Annotated in this window: 13 protein-coding genes; 9 read left to right on the forward strand and 4 right to left on the reverse strand. The window is 62.5% G+C overall.

Annotated features, from left to right (window positions below):
* Positions 1-207: 207 nt before the first annotated feature.
* From GQ59_RS14610 to thrS, 4 genes are all read left to right on the forward strand, one after another.
* Positions 208-657: an iron-sulfur cluster assembly scaffold protein gene (locus tag GQ59_RS14610; protein WP_037082343.1), complete on the forward strand. Its 450-nt coding sequence runs from the start codon at positions 208-210 to the stop codon at positions 655-657.
* 4 nt (positions 658-661) lie between these two features.
* Entirely contained in the window at positions 662-1,039 is a 378-nt protein-coding gene (gene yidD / locus GQ59_RS14615) for a membrane protein insertion efficiency factor YidD (RefSeq protein WP_037082345.1), read from the forward strand.
* Between the two features lie 7 nt (positions 1,040-1,046).
* The gene (locus GQ59_RS14620) at positions 1,047-1,571 is read left to right on the forward strand and encodes a DUF1697 domain-containing protein (protein ID WP_037082494.1); all 525 of its coding nucleotides are present in this window, start codon (positions 1,047-1,049) and stop codon (positions 1,569-1,571) included.
* 126 nt (positions 1,572-1,697) lie between these two features.
* Positions 1,698-3,710 carry a threonine--tRNA ligase gene (gene thrS, locus GQ59_RS14625; protein WP_037082347.1) on the forward strand — a complete coding sequence of 671 codons (2,013 nt, stop codon included), beginning with the start codon at positions 1,698-1,700 and terminating at the stop codon, positions 3,708-3,710.
* A gap of 100 nt (positions 3,711-3,810) precedes the next feature.
* Here the strand turns inward: thrS and GQ59_RS14630 are convergent, their stop codons facing one another.
* A complete protein-coding gene (locus tag GQ59_RS14630) occupies positions 3,811-4,797 on the reverse strand; it encodes an RgsD C-terminal domain-containing protein (protein WP_037082349.1) in 987 nt (328 codons plus the stop codon).
* A gap of 105 nt (positions 4,798-4,902) precedes the next feature.
* Here GQ59_RS14630 and GQ59_RS14635 point away from each other — a divergent pair, with 105 nt between their 5' ends.
* Both GQ59_RS14635 and GQ59_RS14640 read left to right on the forward strand, forming a co-directional pair.
* Positions 4,903-5,481, forward strand: coding sequence for a nitroreductase family protein (locus tag GQ59_RS14635; RefSeq protein ID WP_037082351.1), 579 nt, complete (start codon positions 4,903-4,905; stop codon positions 5,479-5,481).
* A gap of 8 nt (positions 5,482-5,489) precedes the next feature.
* Complete coding sequence (locus tag GQ59_RS14640; protein ID WP_037082352.1) at positions 5,490-6,110, forward strand: flavin reductase family protein; 621 nt, start codon at positions 5,490-5,492, stop codon at positions 6,108-6,110.
* Here GQ59_RS14640 and GQ59_RS14645 read toward each other — a convergent pair.
* Positions 6,100-6,825 (reverse strand): hypothetical protein, encoded by a 726-nt coding sequence (locus GQ59_RS14645; protein ID WP_152564328.1) that lies wholly within the window; start codon positions 6,823-6,825, stop codon positions 6,100-6,102. The two genes, GQ59_RS14640 and GQ59_RS14645, sit on opposite strands and share 11 nt — an antisense overlap.
* A 41-nt stretch (positions 6,826-6,866) precedes the next feature.
* On the opposite strand from GQ59_RS14645, the gene GQ59_RS14650 reads away from it, so the two are divergent.
* Positions 6,867-7,994 (forward strand): DUF2336 domain-containing protein, encoded by a 1,128-nt coding sequence (locus tag GQ59_RS14650; protein WP_037082356.1) that lies wholly within the window; start codon positions 6,867-6,869, stop codon positions 7,992-7,994.
* 8 nt (positions 7,995-8,002) lie between these two features.
* Here GQ59_RS14650 and GQ59_RS14655 read toward each other — a convergent pair whose 3' ends face one another.
* Entirely contained in the window at positions 8,003-8,443 is a 441-nt protein-coding gene (locus GQ59_RS14655) for a hypothetical protein (RefSeq protein WP_037082358.1), read from the reverse strand.
* A 122-nt stretch (positions 8,444-8,565) separates the two neighbouring features.
* Between GQ59_RS14655 and GQ59_RS14660 the strand changes: the two genes are divergently transcribed.
* Positions 8,566-9,024: a GNAT family N-acetyltransferase gene (locus tag GQ59_RS14660; RefSeq protein WP_037082361.1), complete on the forward strand. Its 459-nt coding sequence runs from the start codon at positions 8,566-8,568 to the stop codon at positions 9,022-9,024.
* Here GQ59_RS14660 and GQ59_RS14665 read toward each other — a convergent pair.
* Positions 9,002-10,210: an AI-2E family transporter gene (locus GQ59_RS14665; RefSeq protein WP_037082496.1), complete on the reverse strand. Its 1,209-nt coding sequence runs from the start codon at positions 10,208-10,210 to the stop codon at positions 9,002-9,004. The two genes, GQ59_RS14660 and GQ59_RS14665, sit on opposite strands and share 23 nt — an antisense overlap.
* A gap of 251 nt (positions 10,211-10,461) precedes the next feature.
* Between GQ59_RS14665 and GQ59_RS14670 the strand changes: the two genes are divergently transcribed.
* Positions 10,462-13,011, forward strand: a complete 2,550-nt coding sequence (locus GQ59_RS14670) for an HWE histidine kinase domain-containing protein (protein WP_037082364.1) — start codon at positions 10,462-10,464, stop codon at positions 13,009-13,011.
* Positions 13,012-13,039 lie beyond the last annotated feature (28 nt).

Raw genomic sequence — 13,039 nt, forward strand, 5'->3', positions numbered from 1 at the left:
GCTGATTTTTGGGCAATCCGGCGATATCTGACCTTCGACGAACATTTTTACAAGATATCCTGTTCCGTTTTCGGTAGGATTTCGTGAAAACATCCTTTCTTGATGATCTCGCCCGGACATCACATATAATGGCAGGAAGCCTTTTATGGTAGCCCGCCGGGCGTGCGCAGTGTTCAACGAGCGACGGCGGTTTCAAAGCGAGACTTGATGGACGACATCTATAACAGCAAGATCCTCGAATTCGCCGGCAATATCACCCATGCGGGCGTGTTGCCGGACGCTGATGCGAGTTCCGAGAAACATTCGAAACTGTGCGGCTCGAAGGTGCGCGTGCATTTGAAGATGGATGGCGACCGGGTCACGGACTTCGCTCATGAGGTCCGCGCCTGCGCGCTCGGCCAGGCCTCGTCCTCGATCATGGCGCGGCATGTGATCGGCGCAACGACCGCCGAGATCCGCAAGGCGCGCCAGGACATGCTCGCCATGCTGAAGGAGGGCGGCGAGGGACCCGACGGCCGGTTCGAGGAAATGCGTTACCTGAAGCCGGTCAAGGACTACCGGGCCCGCCATCCCTCCACCATGCTGACCTTCGAGGCGGTCGTCGATGCGATCGACCAGATCGAGGCGAAGGAGCGGTCCGAAGCGGCCACCGTCTGATCCGATGTGCGGCGCTCCCGACTGCCAGCATTCCAAATCCGCACCAAGCGCAGGCCGCTCGCGCAACTGGTCCGGCCGGTTCGCCAAGACGCCCGGCCGGCTGTTCGGCATGGGACTGATCCGCCTCTACCAGCTGACACTGTCCGGCTTCATCGGCAATTCCTGCCGGCATATTCCGACCTGTTCGGAATACGGTTACGAGGCGGTCGCACGGCATGGGTTGTGGCCGGGAGGATGGATGACGCTGTTTCGGGTGGCGCGCTGCGGGCCGGGCGGTACGAGCGGCCTCGACCCGGTGCCGGAAGCGCTCGATGGGCGGCAGCATTGGTGGACGCCGTGGAGATACTGGCGCCGTCATGCCAAGCCGGCATCGCCTCCATGAGGAACCGATGATCACCTATGTCGCACTGCTTCACAGCATCGTTCTCGGCGGCGGCAAGCGGGTCGTGATGGCCGATCTGCGCGCCATGGCTGAGGATCTCGGCTACCGGAACTGCCGGACCCTGGTTTCGACCGGCAATCTCGTCTTCGAGACCGGCAGGTTATCGATCGGCGATCTCGAGCAGAGACTGGAGACCACCTTCGAGAAGCGGTTTGGCAAACATATCGATATCATCGCAAGAACCGGTGCCGATTGGCTGAAGCTCGCGGCGGGCAATCCTTTTCCGTCGGGAGAAGGTTCCGAGGTCGGCGTGCGGGTGATGCGGCAACCGCTTGACGAAAGCGCCCTGGACCTGCTTGAGCGCCACCGAGGCGATGAGAGGATCTCCATCGTCGACGGCGATCTCTGGGTGGATTTCGGCGGCAAGGCGAGCGAGACGCGGCTGCTGTCGGCGATGACCACCAAGAAGCTCGGCATCGGCACGATCCGCAATGCCAACACGGTCGCCGGGCTTGCCGAAATGATCGGTTAAGCTGCCGCTCGCCTTTACTAAAACGCCAAAAGCATTTATCAGCCACGCCGGCTGCGCCCCAAGGGCGAACCGCCATTTATTCCAACACCACCCGCATTCGTTGGCGGGACTGGACAGGAGAAAGACATGTCCCAATCCGTTTCCCTTACATTTCCCGATGGCTCCGTCCGCGTTTTCGACGCCGGCACGACCGGCCGTGACGTTGCCGAGAGCATTTCCAAGTCGCTCGTCAAGAAGGCTGTCGCCGTCACCATCAATGGCACCGTGCAGGACCTTGCCGAGCCGGTGACCGACGGAAAGATCGAGATCGTCACCCGCACCGATGCCCGAGCGCTGGAACTGATCCGCCACGACGCCGCCCACGTGATGGCGGAGGCCGTGCAGGAGCTTTGGCCTGGCACCCAAGTCACCATCGGCCCGGTGATCGAGAACGGATTTTATTACGATTTCGCCCGCAACGCGCCTTTCACGCCCGACGATCTGCCGAAGATCGAGGCGAAGATGAAGGAAATCATCGGCCGCAACAAACCGTTCACCAAGCAGGTCTGGTCTCGCGAGAAGGCCCGCGAAGTCTTCGCAGCCAAGGGCGAAGGCTACAAGGTCGAGCTGATCGATGCGATCCCGGAAGACCAGGATCTCAAGATCTATTATCAAGGCGACTGGTTCGACCTCTGCCGCGGTCCGCATATGGCCTCGACCGGCCAGATCGGTACGGCCTTCAAGCTGATGAAGGTTGCCGGCGCCTATTGGCGCGGCGACTCCAACAACGCCATGCTGACCCGCATCTATGGCACCGCCTGGGCGACGCAGGAAGAGCTCGACCAGTACCTGCACGTGCTGGCGGAAGCCGAAAAGCGCGACCACCGCAAACTCGGCCGGGAAATGGACCTCTTCCATTTCCAGGAAGAAGGTCCGGGCGTCGTGTTCTGGCACGGCAAGGGCTGGCGCATGTTCCAGACGCTGACCGCCTATATGCGTCGCCGGCTTGCCGGCACCTATGAGGAAGTCAACGCACCGCAGGTTCTCGATGCCTCGCTCTGGGAGACGTCGGGCCACTGGGGCTGGTACCAGGAGAACATGTTCGCGGTGAAGTCTGCCTATGCATTCACGCATCCGGAAGACAAGGAAGCGGACAACCGCGTCTTTGCGCTGAAGCCGATGAACTGCCCGGGTCACGTGCAGATCTTCAAGCATGGCTTGAAGTCCTACCGCGAACTACCTATTCGGCTTGCCGAATTCGGTCTCGTGCATCGCTACGAGGCATCCGGCGCGCTGCACGGGCTGATGCGCGTGCGTGGTTTCACCCAGGACGACGCGCACGTCTTCTGCACCGACGAGCAGATGGCCGCCGAATGCCTGCGGATCAACGACCTGATCCTGTCGGTCTACGAGGATTTCGGCTTCAAGGAAGTCGTGGTCAAGCTGTCGACCCGGCCGGACAAGCGTGTCGGCACCGACGCGCTTTGGGATCGTGCCGAATCCGTCATGCTCGATGTGCTGAAGACGATCGAGGCGCAGTCGGAAGGCCGCATCAAGACCGGCATCCTGCCGGGCGAGGGCGCCTTCTACGGGCCGAAGTTCGAATATACGCTGAAGGACGCGATCGGCCGCGAATGGCAGTGCGGCACGACGCAGGTCGACTTTAACCTGCCGGAACGGTTCGGCGCCTTCTACATCGACCAAAACTCGGAAAAGACCCAGCCGGTGATGATCCATCGTGCCATCTGCGGCTCGATGGAACGTTTCCTCGGCATCCTGATCGAGAACTTTGCGGGCCACATGCCGCTTTGGTTCGCGCCGATGCAGGTGGTGGTGGCGACGATCACCTCGGATGCCGACGATTACGGCCGCGAGGTGGCGGAAGCCCTTCGCGATGCGGGCATGGTCGTCGAGACCGATTTCCGCAACGAGAAGATCAACTACAAGATCCGCGAGCACTCGGTCACCAAGGTGCCGGTCATCATCGTCTGCGGCAAGAAGGAAGCCGAGGAGCGTTCGGTCAACATCCGCCGCCTTGGCTCGCAGGCCCAGACCTCGATGACGCTGGACGAGGCGATCGCCTCGCTCAGCCTCGAGGCGACGCCGCCGGATGTGCTGCGCCGTCTCGAAGCCAAAAAGGCCGCAAAGGCCGCGGCATGATCCAATACCTGACAGCGCCCGTGAACGCGGGCGCTGTCAGAAGACGACAATGTCGGTGCAAAAGGCCGTTTTCCGGTCCGAAGCGACCCGCCGAATTCGGCTAGTTCCGGTCGTTGGCGACGGCGCCGGCGACCTGGGGCGTTTCGCGCATCAGCACTTCGACCTCGGTATTGCGGCCGGCTTTGACGGTGAACGAGCGCTGATAGATCCTGGTCTTGTTGCGGGCGACGGCAAGATATTCGCCCTCTGACAGCACCATGGTCGAGAAAGCGCTCACGCTTTCGTTGACGATGTCACCGGCGGCGGTCAGGACGGACCAGGCCGTATCGGCAATCGCTTCGCCGCCTGGCTGGGAGACCAGCTTGAGGGTGATCTGCGCCGCACGATGCTGCAGCACGGCCTGGGTGAGCTTGCCGGCCTCGACCTGGATATCGGCCCGCACCACCGCGTTGACGCCGCCATATTCCGAGACGACATGATAGGTGCCGGCATTCAGCCGCACGACCGTATTCGGCTTCACGTCCGACATCACCAGCGCCCGGTCGCCGTTGTCGCGCACATCGGCCGAATAGACGGAAAAGCTCAGTTCCTTGGGCGGAATGCGCTGGTCGGTGCCGGCGACCGCATTCAGCACGAAACCGCCGGCATCGAGCACCAGCGTCTGTTTCGGCACGTTTCCGTTTTCGGGAACTTTCAGTTTCTTGGTGACACCGGCGCGGCCGAAGGCGCAATTCACGAAATAGTCGCCGGGGGCGAGCTGGAACGACGCGGAGCCGCCTTCGGAACTGGCCACCAGCGGCAATTTTCCATCTTCACCAGCGATCGGGCTGAAGACGCGCCAGGTGAGGCCTTCCTGCATGGGCTGGCCGTCGGACGTCAGCTTGGCGTCGAACTGGACGTCCCTCGAGAGTGCGCCGGGCGGGCCGCCCGGCAGAGCCGAGAAGGCGTTGAGCTTGGGCATCTTCGCCGTGCTGTCCAGCGCGCGAAAATTCTTGAAGGCTTCTTCCTGGGCGAATGCGCTGAAAGCTGAGCCGAGAGCCATAGCTCCGGCGAGGAACCAGCGTGCCGCAAGGGAAGTGCCTGCCATCTGTTGTACCGGTTGACTCTTGTTTTCCGAGACGTCACTTGAAGACCAATGACAAGGCAATTTCAAGACCTTCCAGACCGCCAGCTCCAAATGAAAGCTTTGACCATGCAAAATGACGTTAAACTCATCGATTTTCTGCGCGACAGGCATTCCACGCCGGTAGCCCAGATGAAGGAGCCGGCTCCGTCGCAGGAAGAACTGGAGGCGATTCTCACCTTCGCAACCCGCATTCCGGATCATGGCAAGCTGGCTCCCTGGCGCGTCATCGTCTATCGCGGCGACGTGCGCAGAACGCTCGGCGAACAGTTTCTGGCCCTGTCGCTCCGGAAGACGCCCGACATGGCCGAGGCCGCCAGGCAGGCGGAACTGACGCGCTTCACCCGTGCGCCGCTGGTCGTCGCGGTCGTCAGCACCGCGGCCCCGCATCCGAAAATCCCCGAATGGGAACAGGTGCTTTCGGCCGGCGCCGTCTGCTTCAACATGCTGATGGCTGCCAGCGCGCATGGCTATGTCGCCAACTGGCGTACGGAATGGGTCGCCTATGACGACGAGGCACTGGCGCTTCTCGGTGTGAGGCCGGGTGAAAAGGTCGCCGGTTTCATCCATATTGGCTCGAGCGATTTCGCCACCCCGGACCGCCCGCGGCCGGAATTGTCGCAGATCGTCACCTACGCCGGCGAATAGGGTTTTCGATGTTCTACACGACCGACACCAACCAGCATGGACTGAAGCACGATCCCTTCAAGGCGATCGTCGCGCCGCGCCCGATCGGCTGGATCGGCACGAAGGGCAGGGACGGGTCGATGAACCTGTCGCCCTATTCCTTCTTCAACGCCATTTCCGACAGCCCAAAATTGGTGATGTTTTCGTCCAGCGGCCGCAAGCACAGCCTGAAGAATGCCGAGGAAACCGGCGTCTTCACCGCAAGCCTCGCAAGCCGTCACCTAGCGGAGCAGATGAACGCGTCGTCGGAGGCGGTACCCTATGGCGTCAGCGAATTCGAGGTGGCGGGGCTGACGGCCAAGATGGCGGAACTCATCGATGCGCCCTACGTCGCGGAAGCCTATACGGTACTGGAATGCCGCGTCACGCAGGTGATCCAGCCGGTCGGATTGGACGGCGAGCCGGCGGAAGCCTACATGGTTTTCGGCCAGGTGGTCGGCATCCATATCAGCGAGGAAATCCTGCGGGGCGGACGGATCGACATGGGGATCGCGCGGCCGATCGCGCGCATGGGTTATCGCGATTACGCCGACGGCGGCGCGGACGTGTTCGAAATGACCCGGCCGACCGGCGCCGAGCCTAAACGCTGAAAATCCGATTGACGATCGCAATTTGATCGGAGCTGCGGCAGAGCTTGCCGGAGAAGCCGTTCGCTCTTGCTCTTTCGCACTCAGACAAGAAGGCAGTCGCGTCCCCCGTGGGCGAGACGGCGTCGATGGCCGCAACTCCGGCGGCGGCGGCGGCAAGCGCGATGGTTCCAGCCGCAAGGCGCGCTGTATCGGAGGAGGGATCGTAGCCGCCTTCCCAGCCGAGGGCCGCCAGGCGATTGCTGCAGCGTTCGAAGCTGGAAGAGGCAAGAATGCCGGCCGCGTCGGCAAGCGCGGCGATCCGCGTCCTGCCCGGCGCCAGCCCCGCGCGGATTTCCGCCACGCGCAAAGCCATGTCGAGCCTCTGGACTTCGGCGCCGCTGCGGGCGCCCGAGAACACAACCGAGGCGGCTCCATGCCGGATGGCGAGATCGATGGCGGCCTCCGTTCCTGCCGAAGAGAATGCCGGAAGGAGGAACGAGAGGTCCGCGGCCGGCGCCGACTTGGCCCATGCCCGGCAGAAATCCCCAACCCCATTCCGCGACTCAGAGACGTCCGTGAGATCGAGCACGGTCACATCCGCGCCCGTCGAATGGACGATTGCGGCCTTCGCGGAGGGGTCGACGATATACCAGGACCGTATTTTCAAGGACTTCGCCATGGTTAAGGAACGTGGTGAACCAATCTTAAACTTTTTCACTCTAGCGTGACGGATCAAGCCAGCCGGATCCGAGCTGGCATGTGTAGTCGAGGCCGAGTGTGATCGTACAGGCATTTCTTCGTTGGGCAGAAACGGCAAGGACGGCTGAGAGGGCGAAGGCGGCCAATGCTCTCGGCCGCGCCTATCTCCATTCGCCGATGGGCGGTGAGCAGCATCGCGCCGCGGCGCTTGCCATGACCTATCTGCTCGATGATCCATCGCCGCACGTGCGCCTGTCGCTTGCGGAGGCTCTAGCGGCCTCTCCCGATGCGCCGCGAGCCGTTATCGTATGCCTTGCCGAAGACCAGCCGGAGATTGCCTGCACGGTCATCGCCTGTTCGCCCGTCCTTACCGAGAACGACCTCGTCGATCTTGCCGGGCGCAGCGACAGCCTCACCCGCGGAATGATCGCCGCAAGGCCGAGCCTCTCGCGCGGAGTTGCAGCCGCGATCGCCGAGATCGGCGACGAATGCGAAGTCACCATCCTGCTGGAAAACGACACCGCCTCGATCACCCGGGTTTCGCTCCGGCGGATCGCCGAGCGGTTCGGGCATTGCTGCGAAATCCGCAACCTGCTGCTGGAGCGCGACGCGCTGCCTGCGGACGCCCGCCACATGCTCGTCAACCACATTACCGCAGCACTTGCCGGCTCCGGACTGGTGCGGACCAGCATGGCGCCGGCGCGGATCGAGCACATGACCCGCGAGGCAGGCGAGGCTGCGGCCGTCGCTATTGCCGGCACCGTGCTGCAGGAGGAAATCCCGGGCCTGGTCGAACATTTACGCACGGCCGGACGGCTGACGCCCGCCTTTCTCATCCATGCGCTCTGCAGCGGCAAGGTCGATTTCTTCGCGTGCGCGATCGTGTCGCTTTCTGGTCTCGACGACCGCCGCGTGCGCGCGATCCTTGCGACGGGCCGCATGCATGCGGTGCGGGCGCTCTTCGAAGCCTCGGGCCTCGGGCGGGATATCGCAGCCGTCTTCGTCGAAGCGGTGTTCCTCTGGCGCAAGGCGGCGGCAAACGGCGCGCTCGACAATATCGCCGGCCTGCTGCTGGAAAAATTCAAGCGGTCGGACATGCAGCTTTCGCCGGTCTCCGACCTCCTCGACATGATCGAGAAGCTGCATCGGCTGGAAGTCCGGCTCAGCGCACGGTCCTACGCAAACGGAGTGTCGCTGGCGGCGTAACCGCCAGCTTACCGGAATTTCTTGGCAACCCAGGAATAGCCATTCTCGACCAGCCGTACCGGGCTGGTCATCAGCGTTTTCACTCCTTCGGTGGTCGGAAGCACGGTCTTGACCCGCTGGATGGCGCGGCCCGCAAGCGTTTCCTTCTCCTGCTGCGTCACCGGTTCCTGAGCAAGCGTCGCGGCCGGCTGTCCGGCCGGCATGGGCGGCGGCGTCTCGGGTCGAGCCCGCGGCACCGGCGCATTGGCGATCTCTGCGGCTTCCGGCTTCTGGCAAACGGCGATCAGCATCGGATAGGGCTGGTTGGCATAACCGGACAGCTGCTGCTCCGACACCGAGTTGCACAGTTCGATGCTCGGCCAGCGGCTTTCGGCAGTGGCGATATAGTGGCAATCCGTTCCGGCGTCGTTGCAGCCGAGAATGGTCATGACAATCAATGCGGAATTCATGTCGTCCCCTCAAATGTGGCAACCGGTTTAGAGCGGGTAATCTTGGCCCGACCAAGGCAGCTTTTACCGCCGCATCGCATCCGCTAAACATTGCCCATCCGCCAGGAGCATTGGAGACCGAGATGACCGTAGTGATTGCGATCGAACCGCCGCGTCAGGCCGAAGTGATGAGGCTTCTCGAGCTCTCCGACGCCTATGCGGCTTCGCTCTATCCTGCTGAGAGCAACCATATGGTGGATGTCGCGACGCTCGAAAAGCCTGGTGTTTCCTTTTTCGTGGCACGCAGGGAAGGAACGGTTCTCGGCTGCAGCGCGCTGGTCGCGGCGGAAGACGGAACCGGCGAGATCAAGCGGATGTTCGTCGCCGAGGCGGCGCGCGGCCTGAAACTCGGCAAGCGGCTGATCGAGGCGATCCTGGAGCGGGCCGGCGAACTCAGCCTGGCGGTTGTCCGGCTGGAGACAGGCATCCATCAACCGCAGGCGATCGGGCTTTATCGCGCCTATGGCTTTACGGAGATCGGGCCGTTCGCAGACTACAGGCCCGATCCGCTCAGCATCTTCATGGAGAAGAGACTTTCCTGACGATCGGAAGATCGGGCGGAAGGTCCGGCGCCTTGGCGATATCGGTGGACTCCGCTTCGGTCACGTCGGCCATCTTCACTTCCCGGATCCATTCGCGCCAGATCGAGACCAGCAGCGCCATCAGGACCGGGCCGATGAACAGGCCGAGGAAACCCATGGTGCTGACACCGCCGACGAGACCAAAGAATGTCGGCAGGAAGGGAAGCTTGATCGGGCCGCCGACAAGGCGCGGCCGCAGCGTCTTGTCGACGATGAAGAGTTCGACCGTGCCCCAGAGGAAAAGCGCACCGCCGGCGACATAGGCGCCGTTGGCGACCAGATAAAACGAGATCAGCGAGAAGGACAGCGGTGCGCCACCGGGGATGAGTGCCATCAGGCCGGTCAATACGCCGAGGGTGACGGGCGAGGGGACGCCGGCGATCCAGTAGGCTATGCCGAGCACGATGCCTTCGCCGATCGCAATCAGGGTCTGACCGGTCACGGTGGAGCTGATCGTCCTTGGAACGACACGCGAGATGCGCTCCCAGCGGGTCGGCAGGATGCGCTCGCCGAGAAGGTCGATCTGCTCGCTGAAGGAGCCGCCGTCGCGATAGACGAAGAACAGCGCGATCAGCATGAAGAGCAGCGTCAGAACCAGATGGAAGGCACCGTCGCCTGCCGCCACGATGGCACGGTAGATATTGCCGATATTGGCGCCCGAGACGATCTGGATCAGTTCGCCGACCGCACCGGGCGAGCCGACATGCTGGACCCACTGGATGCCCAGCCATTCGCCGACCCAGGGAAGGCCGGTGATCCAGGCGGGCGGCGGGGCGCCGAAACGGTTCACTTCCGCAGCCCACATGATCCACTGGCGCACTTCGCCGATCGTGTAGGAGATCGCGATGCCGATCGGCACGATCAGGAAGGTCAGGATGAAGATGATGGCGAGCGAGGCGCCGATGGTGGTGTTGCCGCCGATGCGGCGCAGCAGTTCCCGATAAAGCGGCCAGCTTGCAAAGCCGATCACGAGGGCGGCGAGAACCGGAACCAGGAATCCGTGGAAGAAGTAGATGCCGGCAGCGGCGACGAGCACGAGAAGCCAGCGAGCAGCGGAGATCGGCGGGATGAGCGCGACCCTGCTCGGTGCGACTGGCCCGAGCCAGCGCGGCTCTTTCGGGCCCTTGCGATCGTTATTTCCGCTCACCGAATTTCCTTTTTTCATTTTCACCATCATATGGCTTATGAGGTTCACTGGTACAAGACTAATGCGTCATCCATTAAAAGGAAGCTTACTCCTTGCCCTAGACGGCAGATGCGATAGAAATATGAAATCACCTTCCGGCAGAGCCGGAAGTACGATTCAAACCTTCTTTATGAAGTTTTCCTAACCTTAAGGATGCCGAAGCGTCTGCTGTCCCCATAGTATTGGCCGGACTGTCTTCAGGGACTTGTAACATGCCTCACAGGGATGCGGTCGACCTTAGCAATTGCGACCGAGAGCCGATCCATATCCCCGGCAGCATTCAACCGCATGGATGCCTTATCGCTTGCGACGCTGCTGGCGCGGAGATCGTGCAACACTCCGCCAATGTGGCGGACATGCTTTCGATCACCGGAGAGATCAACGGCCGGCGGCTGGAGGAGATCGTCGGCGGGGAGGCGGCGCACACATTGCGCAATGCGCTCGCCACCTCCGATAACCCGGCGAGGCCGGCGCTTCGGCATGGCCTCAGGTTTGCCTCGGGGGCCGCTTTCGACGTCGCGATCCATCGTTTCGAATCGAAGGTGATCCTGGAATTCGAGCCGGCATCGACCGATTCCGACCAGCCGCTCGAAGTGGCGCGCATGCTGATCAGCCGCATCCGCAACGTCGCCAGCCTCGACCGGCTGATCGAAAGCTCGGCGCGCCTGATCTATGCCATGCTCGGCTACGACCGGGTGATGATCTATCGTTTCGAGGAGGACGGTTCCGGAAAGGTCGTCAGCGAATACAAGAGGCGCGACCTCGAAAGCTTCAAGGGGCAGTATTTCCCGGCAGGCGACATCCCGAAACAGGCTCGCGCGCTTTACGTCAAGAACACCGTGCGGGTGATTTCCGACGCCAGCAACCCGCGCATCCCGATCGTGCCGGAAACCGACGAGGCAGGCGAGGCGCTCGATCTGTCCTTCGCGCATCTGCGCAGCGTTTCGCCCATCCATTGCGAATATCTGCGCAACATGGGTGTCGCGGCTTCGATGTCGATCTCGGTCGTGGTGGACAACGAGCTCTGGGGCCTGATCGCCTGCCACCATTATTCTCCGAAAATACTCTCGATGCCGCAGCGGGTGGCGGCGGAAACCTTCGGCGAGTTCTTCTCGCTGCATCTGAGCGCATTGAAACAGCGGCAGCTCATGGAGACCGCGGGTCAGGCGAGGCGGTCGCTCGACCGTTTCCTGCAGGCGGCCTCCCACCATGCGGACATCACCGGACTGTTGCGCAGTTCGCTTGGAGAATTCAGCCGGATGCTGACCTGCGACGGCGTCGGCCTGTTGCTTGACGGCGTATGGACCGGCGAAGGGGTCGTGCCGTCGCAGAGCCTGATAGCTGAGCTCGCCGAACTTGTCGGCGGCGCCGCGGGCGGCAGGATCTGGTCCAGTTTTCAGCTCTCGTTGGATCTGCCGGGGCTGCCCGTTTCTCCGGACACGATCTGCGGCCTGCTGGCCATTCCGCTCTCGCAGAGACCGCGTGACTACCTGTTCTTCTTCCGCCGAGAAATGGTGCAGACGCTCGACTGGGCGGGCAATCCTGAAAAATCCTACGAGACGGGGCCGCTCGGCGACCGACTGACGCCCCGCAAGAGTTTCGCCATATGGAAGGAGATGGTGCATCAACAGGCCCAGCCCTGGAGCGATGCCGACCGCGAGATCGCCGACGCGATCCGCGCCGTGCTTGTCGAGGTGGTCCTGCATCACAACGAGTTGCTGGCCGACGAACGCGGCAAGGCTGACGTGCGCCAGCGGATGCTGAACGAGGAGCTCAACCACCGGGTCAAGAACATCCTTGCGGTGATCAAGGCGCTGGTCGGGCACTCGGTCGATGCCGAGGTCAGTCTCAAGGATTATGTCGGCTCGCTCAAGGGCCGCATCCAGGCGCTTGCCTTCGCCCATGACCAGGTCGTGCGCGGTGGCGACGGCGGCGTGCTGTCCGATCTTCTGGAAGCGGAGCTGAAGCCCTACAGGGAGGGAACGAGGAACGTCACACTCAAGGGTCCGCGCATATGGCTCGACAGCCGCGCCTTTTCGGTGATGGCGCTGGTCTTGCACGAGATGTCGACCAATGCTGCAAAATACGGTTCGCTCTCCGTCAATGGCGGACGGCTGGATGTCGAGTGGCGACGGCTTGCCAACCACGATTGCGAACTCGTCTGGACCGAAAATGGCGGCCCGCCGGTAAGCATCCCGTCGCGAGCCGGTTTTGGCAGCGTCCTGATCACCCGCAGCGTGCCCTACGAACTGGAGGGCGAGGCGAAGATCGAATATCCGCCCGAAGGGGTGAGGGCGCGCTTCGTGATCCCGTCGAAACACATCCATGGCGATGAGGAACTGGCGGAACTCGAATCCGAGGAGAGCAGCAGCACTGTCAGCGATGACGCGGCTCCGCCGCGGCTTCAGGATCTCGAATTCCTGCTGGTGGAGGACCAGATGCTGATCGCCGCCGACGTGGAAGCGATGCTTGCCGACAATGGCATCGACAAGGTGACGACGACGCCATCTGTTGCCGACGCGTTCCGCAAGCTCAAGGAGCTCAGGTTCGACGTCGCGATCCTCGACGTCAATCTCGGATCAGGCACATCGCTGCCGATCGCCGAGGAACTGATCCGCCGGGACATTCCGTTCATTTTCGCGACCGGCTACAGCGACAAGTCGAACATCCCGGCAAGCTTTTCGGCGCCTGTTGTCCTCAAGCCCTATGAGGCGTCCGCGTTGATCGGCGCCGTTACCAAGGTACTCGTCGAGCGGAGCTGACTTTCATGACCATGCCGGAGGTATCCGA

The sequence above is a fragment of the Neorhizobium vignae genome (assembly GCF_000732195.1).
Taxonomy (GTDB): Bacteria; Pseudomonadota; Alphaproteobacteria; order Rhizobiales; family Rhizobiaceae; genus Neorhizobium; species Neorhizobium vignae.